Origin of the sequence: Psychrobacter submarinus (genome assembly GCF_904846685.1) — a bacterium.
GTDB lineage: Bacteria > Pseudomonadota > Gammaproteobacteria > Pseudomonadales > Moraxellaceae > Psychrobacter > Psychrobacter submarinus.
Map to the genome: position 1 here is coordinate 1,287,090 of NZ_CAJHBQ010000001.1, position 22,162 is coordinate 1,309,251.

Genomic DNA, 22,162 nt, shown 5'->3' on the forward strand with positions numbered 1-22,162 from the left:
GAGCATTAACAAAAAGGTTTAGAGAGTAAGTTATGGCAGATTATTTTAACTGGATTAAAGCGGCGCATATCATCTCTATGGTGTGCTGGTTTGCTGCGATATTCTACTTACCGCGCTTGTTTGTTTATCATGCGATGAGTGAGGACAAAATCAGCCAAGATCGCTTTGTGATTATGGAGCGCAAGCTATATCGCGGTATTATGACCCCCTCGATGATCGCCACTTGGATATTTGGCCTATGGATGGTGGGACTAGGCTGGGAGGTCTACAAAACCCAAGGCTGGCTGCATGTCAAAATACTACTAGTGATTCTACTCTCAGCCTATCACGGCGCTTGCGGTTTTTATCGTAAAAAACTTGTTGATGAGCCGCAATACAAATCACATAAGTTTTGGCGCGGATTCAATGAAGTGCCTGTCCTTGGCTTAGTGATTATTGTTATCTTAGTAGTGGTCAAGCCCTTTTAGCACGCTAGCTCACGGCTATTATTTAAGAATCGTCCGCAACTTATAAGCTGCGGACGCTTTTTTATGTCTGATCATTAGAGGTGATTATATTCTAACTAAGCTATATGGTTGGACGCATAATCTGATAGACGTTACTGAGGTCATAAACCTTATAACGCGCAGGCTCGCGGCGGTTTTCACCGGCATAGCTGAGCATCAGCGCTTGCTTAGCGGACTCATCGACCCAGCCGACAAACAGGCCGCTGTGCTCGACGCCGTTATAGCCATGATTAATGTAATACAGCCAATCTCCTGCTTGTATCTCGTGACTCGCAGCATACGGGCCTTGTCGATAGATGCCTTTATGGACGGTATCGCGAGTCACCCCTGCCCGCTTAAACACCGCATCTAAGTAGTCCCAGCAGCCACCTTGAATAATAGCGCGCTCATTGAGCGCCATAGTGCGTGCGGTACTGATGACCTCGCGCGCGGCCGTGCTGCTTTGGCTCTCGGCTTGGCTAAGTATCGGTAAATATTGGCTATCGACATTATCATAACTGCCGGATAAAAACGCTGGCAAGACTTGTGGCGGCTGATAGAAGGGCTGCGGATAAGAATAACTAGTAGAGCGAGTAGCTGTGTGAGGACGCGCACGTTTTATAGTAGAGCGAGTGCTCACTGTAGCAGCGGGTGCTGCTGAATACGAGGGCGTATAGCGGACATTAGCCTGTGCTGATTTTTGGGCGATAAGAGCGCTCATACTGTCCGCGTGAGCTTGCGCCATAAAGACAAGCATCCCCGCTGTTAAAAGCGACTGATTACCCAAACGCAGCTTTGCGCTCATAGACAAACCCGACATGACCGACTCCCTAGCAAAATAGTCAATAACAAACTTTGATATCAGTTATAAACCATTTAGCTAGGAAGCTGCAAGCATTATCAGCACGAATTAGATGACAAAAGGTATTAAAAATTAGATAGTAGGTCATATCAAGCGAAGAGTAGTGCTTTAATCAGCGCTGTCCTGCATTTTAATATTGACATGGCGTTTGCTCAGCGCTTGACCTTGCAATATTGCTTGCGCCGCCTTCGCTTCTTGTACACTGTCAAAGCCGCTGATATGGTATTTGCGGTTATCATTAGCATCTAAGATCTGGATTTGCTCACCAAATAGCGTGACTTTGTCCCCTTCGCTGAGCTGAATAGAGTCGCGCTTGCCGTTGCTATCATGGACCAACTCGCCTGCGCGCACCCATAACACGCCACTGCTGATGACGCCGCTGAGCTGTTTTTTGCGCTGCTGACGTTGCCTGTTAAAGAAAAAACTACCGATAATAAGCAAAGCCAACGCGCCGATAGAGAGGCGCTCAGGCAGTAGGCTCATCGCCATCGCCACGCCAACTGCGCCAACCAACAGTGCTGAGCCAAACCAAAATAGCCCATTATCACCGCTAGGCGGCTGTCCTTGCAAGCTAATCTTCGCACCGTCATCAGTCAACTTAAGCATAGAGACAACCTGTCACAGAATAATAAAACAACTCGTATTTGGCCCGTAGCTAGAAGATCATTAGGGCGTGTCCCTATTTCAAAAATGGTGATAAAAATGAGATAAATCGCAGGCAAACAAGGAAAATAGCGCAGGTAATATCAAGATATTGACCAGCTATTTGACACCGTTTGCCAAAGATTTAGCCATTTTTAGCCCATTTAGTCATAAACGCTTGAATTAGGGACACGCCCTAGCATAACCCTCTAGCTAATTAGATACCTTACCAGCCTAACGCTGTTTTTTGTAAGTCGACCAGCTCACTGATGCCTTTTTCGGCCAGCGCCAACATATCATCAGCCTGCGCGCGGGTAAATGGCTTATCCTCAGCAGTGCCTTGTAGCTCAATAAACTCACCTTTTTGCGTCATCACCACGTTCAAGTCGGTATCGCAATTAGAGTCCTCTTCGTAATTAAGATCTAGATACGCCTGACCGTCTTTCATACCGACTGACACTGCAGCGACCAAACCAATCAGCGGATCGGCTTTGAGCTTTTTGGTTTTCTGCAAGCTCTCTAACGCATCAATCAGCGCAACTGCAGCGCCTGTGACACTAGCAGTACGCGTGCCGCCATCTGCCTGCAGCACATCACAATCAAGATAGATGGTATTCTCACCTAATTTACTCAGATCGATCATCGCGCGCAGGCTACGGCCAATTAGACGCTGAATCTCTTGAGTGCGACCAGACTGTTTGCCGCGAGCCGCTTCGCGCTGGTTCCGGGTATTGGTCGCGCGTGGCAGCATGCCATATTCGGCAGTGACCCAGCCTTTGCCTTTACCTTTTAGCCAGCGCGGTACGCCGGATTCGACACTGGCAGTACAAAGCACTTTGGTATCGCCAAAGCTAACCAACACCGAGCCTTCAGCATGTTTGGTATAGTGACGCTCAAAGCTGATTGGACGAAGTTGATCAAGCTCGCGGTTGTCATTACGCATATAGTATCCTAAGGTAGAGTTGGAACAAGGTTATAAAAGCCCTTGTAAAATATAGAAGATATCCTAACGTGGCAGCGCGCCAATAGCAAGATTGACGCAGCGCCATACGCTGGTATAAGCACTTTGGGTTTTATAAATACTCAGCACTAACCCCTATTGTTTATTCTAAACCTTCCATTTTACGTAGTTCTTTACGTAAGATTTTACCGACGTTAGATTTCGGCAGTTCATCGACGAACTGTACATGACGAGGACGCTTGTAGCCGGTCAGTTGTTTTTTACCGAAATCGATAAGCTCTTGTTCGGTGACATCGCCTTTTTTGACTATAAAGATTTTTGGGTCTTCGCCGCGCTCGTCATTTGGCACACCGATAGCGCCGACTTCTTTTACCGCTGCATGCTCGCTCATCGCCTCTTCGATCTCGTTCGGATAGACGTTAAATCCTGAGACCAATATCATATCTTTTTTACGATCGACAATTTTGATAAAGCCTTTTTCATCCATAATACCGATGTCGCCAGTTTTTAAATAACCGTTTTTAGTAAAGGTCTCTGCGGTTTCATCAGGACGGTTTTGGTAGCCTATCATCACTTGCGGGCCCTTTACGCATATCTCCCCGCGCTCACCGATTGCCACTTCATTATCATCTTCATCGATAAGCACAACATCAGTGTTTGAAGCCGGAATACCAATTTTGCCAGTGAATTTGGCAATAGTCATGGGGTTAAAAGCCACTACTGGCGAGGTTTCGGACAGACCATAGCCTTCTACAATAGGTAAACCTGTGACCTTATGCCACTCTTTGGCGACGCTTGGCAGTACCGACATGCCGCCACCGATAGCCGCTTTTAGATTAGAGAAATCCAATTTTGCAAAATCATCGTGATGCACAAGACCGTTGAATAAAGTGTTGACGGCAGGAATAAACGAAGGCTTATATTTATCCATCTCTTTGATCAAGCCATCGAGATCACGCGGATTAGGAATCAGTAAGCCTGTGTAACCTTGATACATACCGTACATACCACAGACCATAAAGGAGAACACATGATACAGCGGCAGCGCGGTCAAAATCACATCATCGCTATTGGCATCATCCTCAAAAGCGCTATTCATAAGGACGCTGATCTGTAGCATGTTGGCGACTAAGTTGCCGTGCGATAGCATTGCGCCTTTGGCCACGCCTGTTGTGCCGCCGGTATATTGCAGCAGCGCCACATCGCTGAGATTGAGCTTAGGACGCTGATATTTGCTGGCAGATACCGAATTCAGCGCTTGCTTAAATGAGGTGCTGTTGGGCAGATTGTAAGAAGGGATCATTTTTTTGATATGGCGGGCAACTAGATTGACCACTGTACCCTTTAGCGTGCCTAACATATCACCCAATTTACAGACGATAACGTGCTCAACCTGACCTTTATCCTCCGCTTCTTGATAAGTTTTCGCGAAGTTTTCAACGATAAATAACGCTTTAGCGCCGCTGTCATGCAACTGATGCGACAGCTCGCGGCTAGTATAAAGAGGATTGACGTTGACTAAGGTCATGCCTGCGCGAATGATACCAAGAGCCACTATAGGATACTGCAAAATATTAGGCATCATCACGCCGACTTTATTGCCTTTTTGGAGACCAAGCGACTGCAAATAACTGGCAATCTGACGACTATAGAGATCAAGCTGCTTGTAGCTGATCGACGCACCCATACAGATATAAGCGGTTTTTTTGCCATAGCGGCGAAAGTTGCGCTCAAAAACATCAAGCAGCGACGTATCGTCTTTTGGCATATCGATAGTAGCGTCAATGCCATAACGCTCATAAGCATTGAGCCAAGGTCTATCGCTTGGGATGTCCGGTATCGTTGGAAACTCATTTTGGATGGCAGGCGATGAAGTCTTGTTATTCTCAGTCATAAGTGGTCCTAAATGATTCAATTTAAGGGGATATTTAGAATGTCATTGTCAAAAAGCACTCTTTATTTAGTAAAATTACTGGATTCTAGTGCTAGCGACTATAGCATTTTTGCTAAAAATTCTCTATTGCTAAGCAAGACCCTGTGACACAAAGAAAAATGCCACAAAAAAAGATAAGGCAGCTTATAGCTACCTTATCTCTGTCTTTTGATATCAGATATTCAGTATCTGTGGTTTTTAAGCTGCCATCATTAGCCGCTTATCACTCGCTAGCTACCTTTAGCTTAAGCGTTGTTTTTGGCTTCCATATCGCGCAGATCTTTATGCAAGATTTTACCGACGTTTGATTTTGGTAGCTCATCGATGAACTCAACATAACGTGGACGCTTGTAGCCCGTCAGGTTATCTTGACTGTATTTTAGTACCTCTTCTTTGGTTAGGCTCTCATCTTGACGCACCACAAAGATCTTCGGCACCTCACCGCTCTCGCCATTGTTGATACCGATGACGCCGCACTCAACGATTTTGGGATGACCGGACATCACCTCTTCGACTTCGGTCGGATAAACGTTAAAGCCTGAGACTAAGATCATGTTCTTTTTACGATCCACGATAGTCACATAACCATCCTCATCCATGATACCGATATCACCCGTTAAGAAATAACCATCATCAGTCATGACCTCAGCGGTAGCTTCTTTACGCTGCCAGTAGCCTTTCATCACCTGCGGACCACGTACCCCAATCTCACCGCGCTCGCCTAGCGCGACCTCATTGCCCTCATCATCAATGATAGCAATCTCAGTCCCTGGCATAGGCACGCCGATAGTTCCAGTAAAAGTGGTACTGTTGATCGGATTGGCCGTTGATACCGGCGAGGTCTCAGACAGACCATAACCTTGCAAGATAATATTGCCGGTCATTTGACGCCATTTTTCAGCAGTTGAGCTGAGTACTGCCATACCGCCGCCCATAGAGACAAGCAGCTTGCTATGATCCATCGCTTTGAACTTCTCATTGATGGCAAGTGCGTTAAATAAAGTATTGACCGCTGGGAAGAACGAAGGCGGATTGGCTTCATAAGCTTTCATCAGGCTGTCTAAGTCGCGCGGGTTTGGTACTAATAGACCAATACAACCACGATAAATCCCGAACATACCGCAGACAGTAAAGGAGAAAATATGATACAGCGGCAGGGCAGTCATAATGACAGGCTGCTCGCCGCGCTTATCGAATTCATCAAAGGCACTGCCTAAGAAGGTATTACTTTGTACTAAGTTTGCGACTAAGTTTTTATGCGTGAGCATAGCGCCTTTAGCGACCCCAGTGGTACCGCCGGTATATTGTAGAACGGCAATATCGTTAAGGGTAATATCGTCTGGACGCTTATACTTACGGGCTGGACTCTTTTTCAGCATGTTTTTGAAGCTGATACTGTTGCCGATATTGTAGTCAGGGACCATTTTTTTGACGTGACGTACGACGGTATTGACCATAAAGCCTTTGAGCGTACCCATCATATCGCCCATACCGGTAATCACGACATTATCAACGACGTCGCGGCCGATATCTTGGTACGTTTTGGCAAAGTTTTCGACCATAATCAGTGCTTTGGCATCTGAATCTGTCAGCTGATGCTCAAGCTCTGAGGTGGTATATAGAGGGTTGACGTTGACTAAGGTGAGACCTGCGCGCAGCACGCCAATGACCGTCACGGGTAGCTGTAAGATGTTCGGCATCATAACCGCTACTTTATCGCCTTTTGTTAGTCCTAACGACTGCAGATAAACAGCGACTTGCTTGCTATATTCGTCTACTTCTTGGAAGCTAATCGACGCGCCCATGCAAATAAAAGCGGTTCTATTACTAAATTCAGCGAAGCTCTTTTCAAAGATATCGATAAGTGAGCTGTTTTCGGGCGGCATATTGATATCATAAGTGAGTCCAAGCTCTTCATATGTTTTTAGCCAAACTGGGTTGTCATTACGGGTTGGGTTTACTTGATTTTCCATAATCTTCTTGCTCCTAATAATATAGTAAAGGGTAAAATAATTGATCGGGCACCCGCGTAACCCTTAACATACACACTTTGTATAGACTACTCAATACAAAAGAATGTTACTTGCGTGTGCAAAATGACTTGACGGTTACTATTTTAAAGCAAAAGTATTCATGAGCGACAAAATCCTGTCTGATACATTAATGGTTTAAGCGTCACTATCTAGCCAACTAAAGTTTCTCAAATCACTGTTCTTAAAATCTCTCATCTATCAATGACGCTATTTTTTAGCAGTTATTGTCTCTATTTTAACTACTATTGTTTATTAATTACCGGTTGTAGTGCTTCAGCAAGCTGTGTTAATTCGACAAAGCCGCGGCGTAAACCATTAGCATCGTCAACGGTCTGATAGCTGAGACTTTGGTTGGCAAGCTGAGTACTATCACTATATTGCCAATCATTGATATATGGGCTTTGTTGCAAACGCTGTCCAAAGCTTGCTACTGCTACCGCAAACTGAGTATCAGGGTGCGCGCTCATTAAGGAGACTCTTTTATTGACTGTAGTAATTGGCAGCTCAAGCAATTTTGAGGAGGCTTGCGGGGTGGCCTTGTAGCGAATCTTGAGGAAGCCCAGCTCCTTATTATTACTGTTATTCGCTAAAGCTTGGGTATTATCAGCATAACGGCGCGGAGCAATTGCGCCCTTCTCACCTCTAGGTGTGATTTCAAATAGCGCGACTACAGCCTTGCCCGCGCCTAACTCGCCAGCATCAACCTTATCGTTATTGAAGTCTTGCTCAGCTAGCAGACGATTCTCGTAGCCAATCAAGCGCCATTCATCGACGTGCGCTGGGTTGAACTCTAGCTGAATTTTGACATCACTTGCAACCGTATTAAAAGTCGCATTTAGCTCATCATCAAGTACTTTTTTGGCCTCGCTTAAGCTATCGATATAGCTATAATTGCCATTACCGTTATCAGCGGTTTGTTCCATCATATAGTCATTGAGATTGCCGCGACCAAAGCCTAAAGTCGATAAGGAGATACCGCGATCGCGATTGGCTTTGACCAAATCCATCATCTCATCGACGTCGCTGATGCCCACATTAAAATCGCCATCAGTCAGCATAAGGATGCGATTGATACTACCCTCTTTTAAAGTTTTGCTCGCCTGCTCATAAGCCAGTTTTAGCGCGTCCTCACCATTGGTCGAGCCTGCCGCCTTTAGGCTATTCACCGCTGCTTGAATCGTTGCCGTCTCGCTACCACTAGTCGGCGCAAGTGCCACTCGGGTGCTGCCTGAATAAGTGACAATACTGATAGTATCCTGCGCCCGCAGCTGCTTGGCAAGTAAGTTTAACGTGGCTTTGGCCAACGTTAATTTATCAGAGGATCTCATAGAGCCTGAGACATCGACCAAAAACACTAGGTTGGCTGCTGGTAGCTGCGCTCTGGCGCTACGAGTGTACTGGGCCGGATCGATGGCCTTGATACCGACTTTGAGAATTTGATTGGCCTGATCGACCCTATCCCAAGGCGAGTCGACAATCTCAGTCTCCACTACAAACGGCGCTTGCCCTAAACGCTGACTGTTAGAAAAATCATAAGGAAAATAATTGATCATCTCCTCGACTCTGACCGCGTCGGCAGGCGGCAGCTGACCTTCGTTGAGATAGCGGCGCACATTACTATAGCTACCGGTGTCAGTATCGATGGATAAAGTCGCTACCGGATTGTCTAAGGTACGGTTGATGGGATTGGCGATGTTTTTTTGATAGTTATCACCGGCTGGCTCTACCACGACGATAGGCGCAGGCCTAATAACTGCTGGCCCTGAGGAGATATCATAAAGTGTATTGGCGCGGTTTATAGATGGACTTGGCACTTGCGACCTTTTACTGTTTTGGGCCACTGGCGCTGATACGACAACTGGTGCTTCAATTAATCCAGCTTCGCTTTCTATGACACGGCTACTATTGTCGCTAGCCGTCACGACGCTTTGCTGTGAGCTACAAGCGCTTAGGCTTAAAGCTGCTAAAATACTGACTGCTAAAGTCTTCGTGGTCACGGTGTGTGAGCGCAAGCGATGGTGATAAAAAGGTGACATAAATAACATCCTTGTGATTAGGGATAAGCCTTTATTTATACTACTGAACTCATTTGCTAAAAGCTATATAAAGCGGCGCTGTCTTTAAAATAACAACCTGCAAAACAATAATGTATAAAATGACAAGGTATAAAACAACAAGGCGTCATGAACTGTCGTCTAATCGCCTATAAGTCTTTTTAATTCTTAGTATTTGCTTTACGATAGCAGTATTATCACACTAACCCTTTGTTTGAGACATTCTTTAAACGCAGTCGACAGCTATATTATGCCTGTATTGGCTTTAACATTGATTGATACCACCCCTTTTTGAACCGATTATTTTTAAACCTATTAAAAGTATTGTTAACAAGCGAACCTTAATTTATGCCTGATATTATAGATAATGATCCTACCCTATTAGCGAGTGAGCCGATGGACAGCCGCTCTGTCGCTGAATTCACTGAACAAGCCTACCTCAACTACGCCATGTACGTGATCATGGATCGCGCCCTGCCCAATATCGCTGACGGTCTCAAACCGGTGCAGCGCCGTATCGTCTATGCGATGAGCGAGCTGGGACTCAAAGCGAGCGCAAAACCCAAAAAGTCGGCGCGTACCGTCGGTGACGTGCTCGGTAAATACCACCCGCACGGCGATAGCGCTTGTTATGAAGCGATGGTGCTGATGGCGCAGCCATTTAGTTATCGCTATCCGCTAATCACCGGCCAAGGCAACTGGGGTAGCCCTGATGACCCCAAATCCTTTGCCGCCATGCGCTATACCGAAGCTAAAATGTCCGCTTATGCCAATACGCTCCTTGCTGAGCTAGGCCAAGGTACGGTTGACTGGCAGGATAACTTCGATGGCTCCTTGCAAGAGCCTGTGACCTTGCCTGCGCGTCTGCCTAATATCTTGTTAAATGGCACGACAGGTATCGCCGTCGGTATGGCCACCGATATTCCGCCGCACAACTTAAACGAAGTGGTGCGCGCTGCTATTCGCTTGCTCAAAAATCCAGATCTCTCGGTTAAGCAATTGACGCAATCCATACCCGCGCCTGATCTACCGACGAATGCTGAAATCATCACCAGTAAAAAAGACTTGCAGGCGATGTATGAAAGCGGGCGCGGTAGCTATAAGATGCGTGCGACCTTCCATATCGATCCCAAAGAAAAAAACCTCGTCATTATCGATGCGCTGCCCTATCAAGTCTCAGGCAATAAAATACAAGAGCAAATCGCCCGCTTAATGACGGATAAAAAACTGCCTTGGGTGGTCGATATCCACGATGAGTCTGATCACGAAAACCCTTGCCGCATTGTGCTTGAGCTCAAATCAACTCGCGTCGATGTCGAGCGGGTGATGAGTCATCTATTCGCTAGTACCGATCTTGAGAGTAATTACCGCGTCAATATGAATATGATTGGCCTAAATGGTAAACCGCAAGTCAAAAACCTCAAAGAAATCCTAGAAGAATGGCTGGTCTGCCGCCGCTCAGTAGTCACCCGCCGCGTGCAGTTTCGCTTAGATAAAATCGATAAGCGCTTGCATATCTTGGCAGGCTTACTCATCGCATATCTGCACATTGATGAAGTCATTCGTATTATCCGTGAAGAGGACGATCCTAAAGCAACTTTGATGCAAGATTATGATCTCAGCGAGATCCAAGCCAATGCTATCTTGGACATTCGCTTGCGTCAGTTGGCAAAATTAGAGGAGATTGAGCTACGTAGTGAGCAAGACGAACTCAAAGCAGAACGCGCCAAACTACAAGAGTATCTCGATAATCCTGAGAGCTTAACTCGTCTAATGATTGATGAGCTGACAGCGGATATGAAAGAGCACGGTAACGAGCGTATGTCGCCACTGATGGAGCGCGATGAAGCCCAAGCGCTTAAAGAGTCGGATCTGATACCAAGCGAGCCGATCACCGCGATACTCTCCAAAGCGGGCTGGATACGCGCGGCTAAAGGTCACGAGGTCGATCCTCAAGGCATGAGCTATCGCTCAGGTGACGCCTATCAAGCGTATGTGCGCGGTAAATCAAATGAGAAAATCTACGTGCTCGATAGCACAGGACGTAGCTATAGTATTGACGCGCACAACCTCGCCTCGGCGCGTGGTCAAGGTGATCCACTGACCAGCGTACTCAAACCACCCGCAGGCGCAAGCTTTGAGCAGCTACTCACGGGTAGCGACGATCAGCGTATCATCCTCGCCAGCTCTAACGGCTATGGCTTTATCAATACGTTAGCTAATCTTGATAGCAATCAAAAAACGGGTAAAAAGATCATCAATCTGGCCGCCGACAGTCAGCTGTTGCCAGTAGCTCGTATCGACGCTAATATAACGAGTAGTGAAGATAACGCAGAAAAAGTCACTCCTGATCACGTCGCGGTGGTGACGAATGCAGGATATTTATTAATCTTTGCACTCGATGACTTGCCGGAACAAGCGCGCGGCAAGGGTAATAAAATGATCACGCTTAAGGGCGATGAAGAGGTATTAGCGATTACGCCGCTAAGCTTGCAAGATAGTTTAGTCATTACTGCGGGTAAGCGTCATGTGACCTTAAAGCCAATGGATTTGGCCAATTATACGGGCACGCGTGGTAATCGCGGTGGTCAGTTGCCAAGAGGCTTTCAGAATGTGAGTTCGGTTGAGGTTGGTTGATTGCGTTCTTTAAGTCTAGAGAAGCTGGGCTAAAAGTCCAGCCTACGCTTACTTACAACTACTTTTGCAAGAGGTCTAATAAATAATAATAAAAATTAAGTATGTTCGATATAGATATAAAATAGAGGTATATCGTTGAGATTTTAAAAAAATTAGAAAAAAGAGTATTTCAAAATACAGATCCAGAAAAATTATATAAATACAGATATATATATTACTTCGTCGTTTTTATCGTTTTTTTAGTTATTACTTATAATTACAGATATGCAGTGGGTTTGGGAAGCTTTACTTTCTATATATCTATATTCTTAATTTTATCAGAAGGTAGCGCTAGAGTAAGACGAAATAAAATATTAGCTGGGTCAGTTGGTGATATGTTTAGCTTTGCTATGCTTCCCACAATTATACTAATAGGTCTTCCTTTATTTACAAATTTAGGAGCAACTAATATCTATTTTATGAATTTTGCAGTCGATGAGTCTAATTTAGATACTATTAGCGGTACAGTTATAAAAGATGTCAATCATAACGAAATTATTAAAATAAATGATGCTAATAGCAATAAACATAGCTTCGTTTTCAACTATCCATATAATAGTTTTAAAAAACAAGAAGTGTATGTCCCTCAGGGAACTAAAGTTCAAATTAAATATATTGAGCTGAACCGAAAATCACCTTCTAAACAAGACCACTTTCGCTTAGCTTATGAAATCCGTAACGATGATAGAGTATATCTAAACTATCGTTCAGCTAAAGAACATTATATAAAATTTCGTAGTAAAGCTATTAAACACATACTACTTGGTAGTATTTTTTATATTTTATCGGGTGTATTAATTTTCGTTCTATACCTAGAAATCTCGAAAGAAAAGGAAGCTTAAATGAGTACAATTAGTAAGCGTAGGCTGGGCTTTTAGCCCAGCAAAACTATATCAAAAAAACTAAACCCCAAATTATCAATCATAATCAATTTCAATCACATCAACACCTACCCCGCCCCAATCTAACGAATAAAGTCCTTTTTCTACGCAACTTTGAAACGTCGAATACGGCCAATCAACAGGACTATTTACATAACCATGTTTTACTGCGTTGTAATGGATATAATCCATGTGTCGCCTATAATCTAACTCATCTCTAATTCTATGCTCCCAAAACCGCCGTTGCCAAATACCGCGCTCTCTGCTTCTTATCCGAGACTGACTTATGGTTTCACTTGCAGATTTCTTAATTCGACGAGAAAAATGCGTTTTAATACTGGCGATGATCACAGCGTAATTATCGCTAGTCTCTGCTAAAGTAATGAGCATATGTATATGATCAGGTAGCAATATCATGGCATGAAGTTCAAAATCGTGGTTTTGTTTAGTCAGTTGATAAGCATGACGAAACTCATTGATATGCTTTGTCAGCAGCTTACTTTTACGATTTGCTAGATTTACGGTCAGAAAGTAGGTGCCCCCTTTTGTCTTATCTCTGATATAAGTTCGCATGGATTGCGCCTATAGTGTGTTTAAAGCATTTAAATGCTGGGCTAAAAGCCCAGCCTACAAAGAATTTCATTCTAAACCAATGTATCAAAACCCAACCACGACCAATAGTTAAAAGAACATAGATTTGCCGCTAGCCCCGACTGTAGCGGTATCCTGCTGAGCTGGGCGAGTTGTGAGGGCTAGGTTTTGGGGTGGCTCGCAGAGCAGGAGACACCCCAAACCGTAGCCCTCGCCTCGCGCGGGTGAGCAGATACAAGCGTAAGGCGGGAGAAGCTATTAATAACGTTTTATATATTCTAACCCCTACCCCTGCCGTAACCCCAAAATCGGAATCACCAAATCCTCTTCATCAGTGAGATGTTGCTGCAGTAAATCGGTCACGGCTACTAGCGTTTTATGTAGCTCTTCGGCAAGTGCCTTATCCTCTATCTCACTTCTCGCCAGCTGATCATTTTGAATTTGTAACTTATCGAGCAGCTCATTAAGATACTCATGATCATGGCCTAATATCTCAAAGGCAGGTGCGAGCTTGGGGTACATGCTGACAAACTCTGGGAAAAACCCGTCGTCCTCTACCTCGTGGTGCTGATGCAGTTTGAGCACATGCATATTGATGCGTTTCAATATTTGTGAGCGGTATTCGCTCCAGTCAAACTCGCCGCTGATATAAGCTTCGCTGATTTGCACAAGAATACGTTGGCGTTTGCGTATATTGGTATGCACCTTAAGCCAACCTGAGGTCTTATAAGCGTAGTCCGCGCCAAACCACTGATCGGGCGGCAGCTTATTATATAAAAACAACCAGTCCGTCTCCAAGCGGCTATCGGGATGCCTTGGAGCCAGACTAAATAGATCATCGTCTAAAGCCTGCTGACTTGTCTTATTATTGGCAGATAAGGTCATTGAGTTATCCTAATTTATTATGGGGTCGATACTGAGTTATATGGTGATTTTACTCTTTGATTGATAGGGTTAGCTGAGCAAAACACCTTTCTAATATCGATAACAATAAAGCGATAAGCGCTGTATAGACGCCTGGTAAATAACATAATCCACCCTGACAAAGCTGCAATCGCTCCTTTATAATAAACGGAATTTATCAAAGTAGGCTTAACTTATGAGTAAATGTATTAGCCTTATCTTTCCGCATCAACTGTTTGCTGATACCTCGCTTTGGCAGGACGTGTGCTACCTCATTGAGGAGGATTTATACTTTACTCAGTATCCGTTTCATAAGCAAAAGCTAGTGCTGCACCGCGCGAGTATGAAGGCCTACGAGCAGACATTAAAAAATGCGGGTAAGACAGTGCACTATGTAGATTCAGTACATGAGCATAGCGACTGCCGCAAGCTGATTGCGAGCTTTATAAGTCACAAGGATGAACCAGATAATGATCAATCCATCAAAAAAATTTACTGTATTGACTTAGTCGATGACTGGCTACGCATGCACGTGCAACAGGCGATATTGGACGCTGATATCGAGTTTGATGTGTCGCCGACGCCGATGTTCTTAAACCCTTTGCCTGTGTATTGTGAGTTTTTTCGCGATAATCGTCTGTTTCATCACGACTTCTATATGGAGCAGCGCAAACGTGAAAAGATTCTGATTGATGACGAAGAAGAGCCGATTGGTGGTCAATGGTCATTCGATGAGGATAATCGCAAAAAATACCCGCGCAAACAGACGCCGCCTGCAATCAAGTTTACTAAGTTAACTGAGCGTTACGAGGAAGCACTAGGGTATGTCAAAGATAACTTTAGCGAGCATTATGGCGAGGCTAATGCTGACTTTCGTTATCCGACTACGCATGATGAGGCAGAAGAATGGCTTGAGGACTTTTTAGCGATACGCTTTAAGGAGTTTGGCAAGTATGAGGACGCTATTGTCGCTGACGAGCACATTTTGCATCACAGTATCTTGACGCCGATGCTCAACACCGGACTGCTCACCCCTGAGCAAGTGGTAACGCGCACGCTGGAGGTCAGCGAAGAATACGAGATTCCGCTGAACTCTTTAGAGGGTTTTATCCGTCAGATTATTGGTTGGCGCGAGTTTATGTATGGACTCTATGAGTCTATCGGTCGCAAGCAGCGCACGAGTAACTTTTGGGGTTTTACCCGTAAGATACCGCCGAGTTTTTATACGGGCGATACCGGAATTGTACCGATTGATACCACGATTAAAAAAGTGCTGAAGACGGGATACGCGCATCATATTGAGCGCTTGATGGTGTTTGGCAATTTTATGCTGCTCTGTGAGTTTGACCCTGATGAGGTCTATCAGTGGTTTATGGAGCTATTTATCGATAGCTATGATTGGGTGATGGTGCCCAACATCTATGGCATGAGTCAGTTTGCTGATGGTGGCCTGATGGCGACGAAACCTTATATTAGCGGTAGTAACTATATTAATAAAATGAGCAATTATCAGACCAAGTCCAAAGGCGAGCTGATTGAGTGGGCGGCGATATGGGACGGTCTGTTTTGGCGCTTTATGTATGTGCATCGCGACTTTTTTGAGAAAAATCCGCGTATCGGCATGCTACTATCGATGTGGGATAAGATGGATAACGACCAGCAAAAACAGCACTTAAAAAATGCCAATGAGTTTTTAGCGCTATTAGATAAAGAAGTTTAAAAGAACGCAAATTTAAGCAGGACAAGGATAACTATGTTTACCGAATTTAAGGCCAGCGGCGCACAGGCAACCAGTAAAATCCCAACGCCAAAAATCATCTTCTTCGATATTGATGATACTTTGAGCCGCGCGGGCATTATCGATAAAACCAATCAAGCGACACTAGAGGCGCTAGCGGATAGCGATATCAAACTTGTCATCTCAACCGGCCGCTCCAAAGCCATATTGCCGCCTGACATTTTAGCGCTGCTAGAAGCGGATGTACTAGACGCGATTATCTGTATGAATGGTCAATACAGCTTCGATAAAAGTGGCAGAATCAGTCACTATCCGCTGACCGATCAGCAAACCGCAAAAATCGTTCATCTGTGCCAAGCGAGCAATCTCATCCACAAGTTTGATTCGGCGACGCATATTTCATGGTCGGATGAAAACGAGCGCCTGCGCGAATTTAATGCGCGCACGCCAAACTCTATCGTCGACCCTAATTATTATCAAACCAATGAAGTCTATCAATGCTCAGTGTTCTTTAATAACAAACAGGAAAAAATGCAAGAGGTGGACTTTGCTAAGGATGATCTCAAGCTGGTGCATTGGCACAATACGGGCGCGGATATCTTGCCGATAGATGCATCAAAAGCGCGCGGTATCCTCGATGTTTGCGCGTATTATGGTGTGGACGCTCAAGACTGCATGGCGTTTGGTGATGGTTTTAATGATTTAGAGATGTTCGATTTGGTGGGCTTTGCCGTCGCTATGGGAGATGCACAACCTGCCTTAATTGAGCGCGCCGATTTTGTCACAGGCACTATTGAGGAGCGCGGGATTCAGTCGGTGCTTGAGCGCTTGGCGCTAAAGGTTACTTCATAAGTACCATAGATAGTGAGTACTAAAAAAAACCCTTGCCACAACCTGACAAGGGTTTTTAGTGTTACACAGATAGCTATTGCCAATCCTGCTACCGTAACGATAAAACCAGCTTATCTAGCAGGATAGAATGTCTCTGCGCCAGGCCCAACAGGTAGACCCAGTACAAATACCCAAATCGAGAACAAAATGGTCCAACCAATCAAAAATGCCATCGAGTATGGTAGCATCATTGCCATTAAGGTTCCGACCCCAGTGTCCTTTTTATAGCGAATAGCCACTGCCAAAATAAGACCAAAGTAGCTCATCATCGGCGTGATAATGTTAGTGGTTGAGTCGCCAATACGATATGCCGCCTGTATCATCTCCGGCGCGTAACCGGTGAGCATCAGCATAGGTACAAAGATAGGTGCTGTCACTGCCCACTGTGCTGACGCTGAGCCGAGCATAAGGTTGACCAGACCACAGATCAGGATAAAACCAACCAATAGCAGCGGTCCAGTTAGGCCAACATCACTTAAGAAAGTCGCGCCAGATACCGCCATTACCGAGCCTAAGTTTGACCATTTAAAGAAGGCGGTAAACTGTGCAGCAAAGAACACCAAAACGATATAGATGCTCAGTGAGCTCATCGAGTTACTCATGGCGTCGACGACGTCTTGGTTATTTTTGATACTGCCGGTAATCTTACCGTAGATATAACCGGGTATCGCAAAGAATACGAAGATAAAGACCACAATGCCTTTTAGAAATGGCGACCCTGATACCAGACCCGTCTCTGGGTTACGCAAGATGCCGTCTGCAGGGATGATGGTCCATGCTAGCAACAAGCAGAATATGAGCATGCTGATGCCAGCCCATAGTAGACCCTTTTTCTCAAGTGCGGAGACTTTTTCGATTTGTGTGTCGAGTACTGAGGCATCATCAGCATCTTTAGGGTTGTATTCTCCTAAGCTTGGCTCAACGATTTTTTCGGTGACAAAATAACCTAAACCACTGATCAAAAACGTACTGGCGATCATAAAGTACCAGTTGGCTTCTGCCCCAACGATATAAGCTGGGTCAATGATACGCGCCGCTTCTTGGGTAATCCCTGATAATAAAGGATCCACTGTTCCTAATAATAGGTTAGCACTATAACCGCCTGACACCCCAGCAAATGCTGCGGCTAGACCAGCTAATGGGTGCCTGCCTAATGAGTGGAAAATCACTGCTGCTAGTGGTATCAGTACTACATAACCCAGCTCAGCTGCCGTGTTCGACATAATACCGGCGAATACGACGGTAAAGGTCACCATCTTTTTTGGAGCATTCATGACCAGACCTCGCAGTGCAGCCGATATCATGCCCGAGTGTTCAGCGATGCCGACACCGAGTAAGGCGACTAGAACCGTACCTAGCGGCACAAAGCCTGTAAAATTAGTCACCAGATTTTCGACGATACGAGCCAAGCCTTCACCGTTCAATAAGTTGACGACTTCGATCATGCCGTCAGCGCTGCGGCCACTGGTGCCCTCTGGTCTTGGGTCAATGACTGATACGCCAAAGTACGACATGACGGCTGAGAGCAGCAATAACAGCACTGACATCCAAACGAATAAAATAACAGGATGCGGCAGTAGATTACCGAGCCACTCGACCCCTTTTAAAAAACGCTGCATACGCGAACTGTGCGCGCTTGCCTCAAAATTATTATCTGGCGGATTGCCATTTGGTGAGCCATTTTTTTGCATAAAACACTATTTCTATCCTATGTTTGACCAGTATCAGAACTTAGTAAGACTCTAAGTTCTGAACAAAGTTTTGAATTTAATACCCCACTCTCAACTTGAAATAAGCAAATCAAACTGAAGAGGCGGGTTACCAAGTTTTTTGTTGAGTACAAAGCACAGATTGTGTGAAAGAATCTTACGAATCAATCGATGAGACAAATGCCATAAATCTCTTGCTCGTACCTTTTGTATATTAAATCGTTCTGATAACTGACCAATGACTGTTTCAACGATACGGCGGGCTTTCATTAGCCGCCTTACCACAGGTTTGGGTCTATCCTCTTTCATGTTGGCTCTGAGTGGCGTTTGTAAATCCACGCCTTGAGCGTCGTAGTACGATGTCAGACTAGGGCTGATATACCCTTTATCAGCGCCAAGTAGCCCATGAATATGAGTGGTGATTTCTGGGGCAACCGCTCTTTCATCAACATTGGCAGGAGCAAAGGTAAAGCCTTTAATCATGCCCGATAAGTTAACAAGCAAATGTCCTTCAAAGCCATAGTACCTCTCTTGCTTAGCCGCACAGTAGCTAAAAGCCGCTAAGTCTTGATAGTTTTTATGCCGATAAGCGCGTCCATAATGACAGACGGGTATCGGAAAGCCATCCATAAAATGAATGTTGTCACGGCCCTCAAGTTCACTGACTTTATCTTGTATCTGCTGTTTGACTTGCCACAGATTGGCGCAGTGCTTTGCGAAGTTAGGGTATGAGCCGATGGCTGGAAACCAGTCTTGCCAATGCTGGGTAAAGTATTGCCAAATTTGTTTGTCTTGATCAAGGTGTAAAAATTCACCGACCATCTCCATGCAAATAACCTCAGGATCACTTAGCTTTGGCGCGTAACCTGCACTTCGCAAGGGTTTGGTGACGACTATTTTGTAATATTGCTCTACCATTAAATAGATATTGATGATAAATTCGTCTATGGGCATCTCACAACTCCATTGTATTCTTGGTCGAAAACAATAGATTAGTGAGGTGCTCTTCTTTTTTCAATCACTTTCGAAGTTGAGAGTGGGGTATTTAATCATAATTTTGAAATGAAAACAAACTATTTTCATGGGATATAGAAACAATTAGTAATAAACAATATTGAAATGACTAGTAGCTAAAGAGTTAAGGTACAAAAGTAAAGGCCTATATAACTATAGGCCTTTAAAAATAAGCGCATCACAGAATTTTATCTAGTGAATAGTGACTTTACATTAATGATAGTAATATTAAATTACTCAGAAGCTTTAACTTCGTCCAACAACCAAATCATAAAGCCAACTGCCCAATTTATAACAAACGCCAATGACAACCACGAAAACCACAATTGCTAAAATGTAAGCCAAAAAGTCCGGTACACCCGTCATCCATCCAATCGTAAAGACCGTCCCTAAGTAAGCTTCCATTGGCCAATTAATAATAGGCGCAGAAGTACTCGCGTTAAGTAAGACTATTAAAGCGACTAGGCCAATTAAAGCCGTTATGATTCCTGCGCGTTTTTGGTTGTTCATATTATCTCTCTTATCTTAATGCTTTTATTATTATATTTATCCACCTCAAGCGCTAAGGCATGGTCAAGCCGCCATCGACGGCGATGGACTGACCGGTGATAGCGGCGCTCAAATCAGACGCCATCAGCAGTACAGAGTTAGCAAAGTTAGCAACTGAGGTGGCCTGACGCAGCGGCGTGGTGGTGGCGATATAGTCAAAGACTTCCTCAGTCGTGAGGCTACTAGCATCGGTGGTCTTTAACAGGCCGCCTGCTAATAGGTTCACGCGAATGCCGTGCGGACCAAGCTCGCTAGCTAGATTGCGCGTGAGCCCCACCAGCGCCGATTTGGCGGTCGTATAGTCGTAATAAGTCACTACAGGGTTATAGATCAGATTGGTGGAGATGTTGATAATTTTGCCCATTTGCTGCGCTTTCATCTGCGGCAACACCGCTTGTACGGTATTGACTGCGCCTTTGACGATACCGTCGATTTGCTGAGAAAAATGCGCCCACTGCACGGTCTCGATGCTAGTATTGTCAGCGCTAGGGTCAAACTGATACTGCGGCAGAGCATTGTTGACGAGCACATCAATACGGCTAAAACGTTCAATTACTGCTTGCGCCATTGCTTGCACTTGGGTCAAATCAGTGACATCGGCTTGATACGCGAAGGCTTGTCCGCCCGCGTCCTTAATCTTGGCAACGGCTTGTTCAGCGGCGTCTTTGCTTTGTCGATAGTTGACACAAACTTTCGCGCCAGCCGCTGCCATTTGCTGAGCAATCTCGGCACCTAGGCCGCGACTACTCCCCGTAATGATCACGACTTTATCGGTAAGAAGTTTGGGTATAGTCGTCTGAGTCATGATTTTATCCTTTGTTACATTATAATGATTAATACTGCTCGTTTTATTGCTGCTGGTATAAATTTTAGCAATGATAGCATACCTAGCATTCTCTGCACTGCGCATTAGATTAGCGGCTTTTGGGTTATCATCCTTTATTAGAGCGAGCGGATTTTGACAATGGCTTTTAAATCAGGCTAAATAATAACTATAAAGATAGCAATAGACATCACTGACTTATATTCACTTTAGGAGATATACTTTGAGCCAATCATTATATGGACTTTTTGCCAAACCTGCTACTCATCCAGTTAAGCGCACTTTTATGACAGCCGCACCAAAAGTACTACTGAGCGCGGCAATCGCTTTGGTGCTTGCTAGCTGTAGCAACGCTGATAATGCAGCAGTCGAAGATGCAGCCGATAGCGATGTGACGTTGAACCTCTATAACTGGTCAGAATATATGCCGCAAGAGATCTTGGACGGCTTTGAGGATGAGACTGGTATTTCGGTTAATTACACCACGTTTGACTCGAATGAGGCTATGTACGCCAAGCTCAAGCTGCTTGATGATTCAAGTCAGTATGATCTTGCCGTGCCTTCTACTTATTATGTCGAAAAAATGGCTAATGAGGGGTTACTACAAGAGATTGATCAAACAAAACTCAGTAACTTTGATAATCTAGATACCTCCTTTACCAATACTAAAGTCGATCCTGAGAATAAATACTCTATCCCTTATATGTGGGGCAGCACCGGTCTTGCGATCAACGGCGACGTGGTTGATCCAGCGACGGTGAATAGCTGGGATGATTTATGGCGTCCTGAGTACAAAAATCAGGTGATGCTGATGAATGATATGCGCGAAGTCTTCGGTATGGCGCTATTGACCCTTGGCTACTCTGGCAATAGCAGTAATCCTGAGGAAATTAAGGCCGCTTATGACAAGCTCACGACTATCATGCCAAATGTCAAAACCTTTAACTCAGACGCCACTCGTATCCCTTATATCGAGGGCGAAACTAACTTAGGAATGACATGGAATGGTGAGGCGGTGATGGCCAATGATGAGGGTCTCACCAGTTTGGTGTATAAGTACCCCACTGATGGCGCAATCTTGTGGATGGATAATTTTGTGATTCCAAAGAACGCCAAAAACGTCGATGCCGCGCATCAGTTTATCGATTATCTCTTGCAGCCTGAAAACGCCAAAATCGTCAGCGAAGAGATTGGCTATGCGTCACCTAACATAGCCGCGCGTGAGCTGATGGATGAAAGCATTCGCAACAACCCAACGATTTACCCATCAAAAGAAATACTGGCCAAAGCCGAGTTCCAAGAGGATGTCGGTGACGAGGCGCTGCAAGTATACCAGCAGTATTGGGATATGCTAAAAACCGGTCGTTAATAAACAAATAGGTCTAAAAAAAAACGCTAGCTTTGAGAGTTAGCGTTT

Annotated in this window: 18 protein-coding genes; 6 read left to right on the top strand and 12 right to left on the bottom strand. The window is 44.9% G+C overall.

Going from position 1 to position 22,162, the window contains the following annotated elements; translation table 11 throughout:
• The first annotated feature begins 32 nt into the window (after positions 1 to 32).
• Positions 33 to 467, top strand: coding sequence for a protoporphyrinogen oxidase HemJ (hemJ, locus tag JMY03_RS05750; RefSeq protein WP_025644877.1), 435 nt, complete (start codon positions 33 to 35; stop codon positions 465 to 467).
• 100 nt (positions 468 to 567) lie between these two features.
• Here the strand turns inward: hemJ and JMY03_RS05755 are convergent, their stop codons facing one another.
• The 6 genes from JMY03_RS05755 to JMY03_RS05780 all read right to left on the bottom strand — a co-directional run bounded on the left by JMY03_RS05755 (position 568) and on the right by JMY03_RS05780 (position 8,952).
• Positions 568 to 1,305 carry a hypothetical protein gene (locus JMY03_RS05755; protein ID WP_201558960.1) on the bottom strand — a complete coding sequence of 246 codons (738 nt, stop codon included), beginning with the start codon at positions 1,303 to 1,305 and terminating at the stop codon, positions 568 to 570.
• Between the two features lie 150 nt (positions 1,306 to 1,455).
• Complete coding sequence (locus JMY03_RS05760; RefSeq protein ID WP_201558962.1) at positions 1,456 to 1,953, bottom strand: hypothetical protein; 498 nt, start codon at positions 1,951 to 1,953, stop codon at positions 1,456 to 1,458.
• A gap of 262 nt (positions 1,954 to 2,215) precedes the next feature.
• The gene (gene rph / locus JMY03_RS05765) at positions 2,216 to 2,932 is read right to left on the bottom strand and encodes a ribonuclease PH (protein WP_025644883.1); all 717 of its coding nucleotides are present in this window, start codon (positions 2,930 to 2,932) and stop codon (positions 2,216 to 2,218) included.
• A 160-nt stretch (positions 2,933 to 3,092) separates the two neighbouring features.
• Complete coding sequence (locus JMY03_RS05770; protein ID WP_201601849.1) at positions 3,093 to 4,844, bottom strand: AMP-binding protein; 1,752 nt, start codon at positions 4,842 to 4,844, stop codon at positions 3,093 to 3,095.
• A gap of 284 nt (positions 4,845 to 5,128) precedes the next feature.
• Positions 5,129 to 6,856, bottom strand: coding sequence for an AMP-binding protein (locus JMY03_RS05775; RefSeq protein WP_201601851.1), 1,728 nt, complete (start codon positions 6,854 to 6,856; stop codon positions 5,129 to 5,131).
• Positions 6,857 to 7,158: 302 nt separating this feature from the next.
• Entirely contained in the window at positions 7,159 to 8,952 is a 1,794-nt protein-coding gene (locus tag JMY03_RS05780; protein ID WP_201601853.1) for a vWA domain-containing protein, read from the bottom strand.
• Positions 8,953 to 9,318: 366 nt separating this feature from the next.
• On the opposite strand from JMY03_RS05780, the gene parC reads away from it, so the two are divergent.
• Both parC and JMY03_RS05790 read left to right on the top strand, forming a co-directional pair.
• Positions 9,319 to 11,607, top strand: coding sequence for a DNA topoisomerase IV subunit A (parC, locus tag JMY03_RS05785; protein WP_201601855.1), 2,289 nt, complete (start codon positions 9,319 to 9,321; stop codon positions 11,605 to 11,607).
• A 269-nt stretch (positions 11,608 to 11,876) separates the two neighbouring features.
• Positions 11,877 to 12,488 carry a hypothetical protein gene (locus tag JMY03_RS05790; RefSeq protein ID WP_201601857.1) on the top strand — a complete coding sequence of 204 codons (612 nt, stop codon included), beginning with the start codon at positions 11,877 to 11,879 and terminating at the stop codon, positions 12,486 to 12,488.
• A gap of 75 nt (positions 12,489 to 12,563) precedes the next feature.
• On the opposite strand, the gene JMY03_RS05795 is transcribed toward JMY03_RS05790, so the two are convergent.
• Positions 12,564 to 13,100 carry an REP-associated tyrosine transposase gene (locus JMY03_RS05795; RefSeq protein WP_201601859.1) on the bottom strand — a complete coding sequence of 179 codons (537 nt, stop codon included), beginning with the start codon at positions 13,098 to 13,100 and terminating at the stop codon, positions 12,564 to 12,566.
• 303 nt (positions 13,101 to 13,403) lie between these two features.
• Entirely contained in the window at positions 13,404 to 14,003 is a 600-nt protein-coding gene (locus tag JMY03_RS05800) for a hemerythrin domain-containing protein (RefSeq protein ID WP_201601861.1), read from the bottom strand.
• A gap of 214 nt (positions 14,004 to 14,217) precedes the next feature.
• Between JMY03_RS05800 and JMY03_RS05805 the strand changes: the two genes are divergently transcribed.
• Together JMY03_RS05805 and JMY03_RS05810 are read left to right on the top strand one after the other, a co-directional pair.
• Positions 14,218 to 15,741 carry a cryptochrome/photolyase family protein gene (locus JMY03_RS05805; protein WP_201601863.1) on the top strand — a complete coding sequence of 508 codons (1,524 nt, stop codon included), beginning with the start codon at positions 14,218 to 14,220 and terminating at the stop codon, positions 15,739 to 15,741.
• Between the two features lie 33 nt (positions 15,742 to 15,774).
• The gene (locus JMY03_RS05810; protein WP_201601865.1) at positions 15,775 to 16,611 is read left to right on the top strand and encodes a Cof-type HAD-IIB family hydrolase; all 837 of its coding nucleotides are present in this window, start codon (positions 15,775 to 15,777) and stop codon (positions 16,609 to 16,611) included.
• A 110-nt stretch (positions 16,612 to 16,721) separates the two neighbouring features.
• Here the strand turns inward: JMY03_RS05810 and JMY03_RS05815 are convergent, their stop codons facing one another.
• The 4 genes from JMY03_RS05815 to JMY03_RS05830 form a co-directional block, all read right to left on the bottom strand.
• Positions 16,722 to 18,341 (bottom strand): AbgT family transporter, encoded by a 1,620-nt coding sequence (locus JMY03_RS05815; RefSeq protein WP_307833138.1) that lies wholly within the window; start codon positions 18,339 to 18,341, stop codon positions 16,722 to 16,724.
• Between the two features lie 90 nt (positions 18,342 to 18,431).
• A complete protein-coding gene (locus JMY03_RS05820) occupies positions 18,432 to 19,313 on the bottom strand; it encodes an IS982 family transposase (protein WP_201595979.1) in 882 nt (293 codons plus the stop codon).
• 306 nt (positions 19,314 to 19,619) lie between these two features.
• The gene (locus tag JMY03_RS05825; RefSeq protein ID WP_025644901.1) at positions 19,620 to 19,883 is read right to left on the bottom strand and encodes a hypothetical protein; all 264 of its coding nucleotides are present in this window, start codon (positions 19,881 to 19,883) and stop codon (positions 19,620 to 19,622) included.
• 52 nt (positions 19,884 to 19,935) lie between these two features.
• Complete coding sequence (locus tag JMY03_RS05830) at positions 19,936 to 20,727, bottom strand: 3-oxoacyl-ACP reductase (protein ID WP_201601867.1); 792 nt, start codon at positions 20,725 to 20,727, stop codon at positions 19,936 to 19,938.
• A 241-nt stretch (positions 20,728 to 20,968) separates the two neighbouring features.
• Here JMY03_RS05830 and JMY03_RS05835 point away from each other — a divergent pair, with 241 nt between their 5' ends.
• Positions 20,969 to 22,114, top strand: coding sequence for an ABC transporter substrate-binding protein (locus JMY03_RS05835; protein ID WP_265089605.1), 1,146 nt, complete (start codon positions 20,969 to 20,971; stop codon positions 22,112 to 22,114).
• Positions 22,115 to 22,162: the final 48 nt, after the last annotated feature.

What these genes read in the sequence shown, in the direction of transcription:
- hemJ (WP_025644877.1), top strand. Translation starts at nt 33, where the DNA reads ATGGCAGATTATTTTAACTGGATTAAAGCGGCGCATATCATCTCTATG.
- JMY03_RS05755 (WP_201558960.1), bottom strand. Translation starts at nt 1,305, where the DNA reads ATGTCGGGTTTGTCTATGAGCGCAAAGCTGCGTTTGGGTAATCAGTCG.
- JMY03_RS05760 (WP_201558962.1), bottom strand. Translation starts at nt 1,953, where the DNA reads ATGCTTAAGTTGACTGATGACGGTGCGAAGATTAGCTTGCAAGGACAG.
- rph (WP_025644883.1), bottom strand. Translation starts at nt 2,932, where the DNA reads ATGCGTAATGACAACCGCGAGCTTGATCAACTTCGTCCAATCAGCTTT.
- JMY03_RS05770 (WP_201601849.1), bottom strand. Translation starts at nt 4,844, where the DNA reads ATGACTGAGAATAACAAGACTTCATCGCCTGCCATCCAAAATGAGTTT.
- JMY03_RS05775 (WP_201601851.1), bottom strand. Translation starts at nt 6,856, where the DNA reads ATGGAAAATCAAGTAAACCCAACCCGTAATGACAACCCAGTTTGGCTA.
- JMY03_RS05780 (WP_201601853.1), bottom strand. Translation starts at nt 8,952, where the DNA reads ATGTCACCTTTTTATCACCATCGCTTGCGCTCACACACCGTGACCACG.
- parC (WP_201601855.1), top strand. Translation starts at nt 9,319, where the DNA reads ATGCCTGATATTATAGATAATGATCCTACCCTATTAGCGAGTGAGCCG.
- JMY03_RS05795 (WP_201601859.1), bottom strand. Translation starts at nt 13,100, where the DNA reads ATGCGAACTTATATCAGAGATAAGACAAAAGGGGGCACCTACTTTCTG.
- JMY03_RS05800 (WP_201601861.1), bottom strand. Translation starts at nt 14,003, where the DNA reads ATGACCTTATCTGCCAATAATAAGACAAGTCAGCAGGCTTTAGACGAT.
- JMY03_RS05805 (WP_201601863.1), top strand. Translation starts at nt 14,218, where the DNA reads ATGAGTAAATGTATTAGCCTTATCTTTCCGCATCAACTGTTTGCTGAT.
- JMY03_RS05810 (WP_201601865.1), top strand. Translation starts at nt 15,775, where the DNA reads ATGTTTACCGAATTTAAGGCCAGCGGCGCACAGGCAACCAGTAAAATC.
- JMY03_RS05815 (WP_307833138.1), bottom strand. Translation starts at nt 18,341, where the DNA reads ATGCAAAAAAATGGCTCACCAAATGGCAATCCGCCAGATAATAATTTT.
- JMY03_RS05820 (WP_201595979.1), bottom strand. Translation starts at nt 19,313, where the DNA reads ATGCCCATAGACGAATTTATCATCAATATCTATTTAATGGTAGAGCAA.
- JMY03_RS05825 (WP_025644901.1), bottom strand. Translation starts at nt 19,883, where the DNA reads ATGAACAACCAAAAACGCGCAGGAATCATAACGGCTTTAATTGGCCTA.
- JMY03_RS05830 (WP_201601867.1), bottom strand. Translation starts at nt 20,727, where the DNA reads ATGACTCAGACGACTATACCCAAACTTCTTACCGATAAAGTCGTGATC.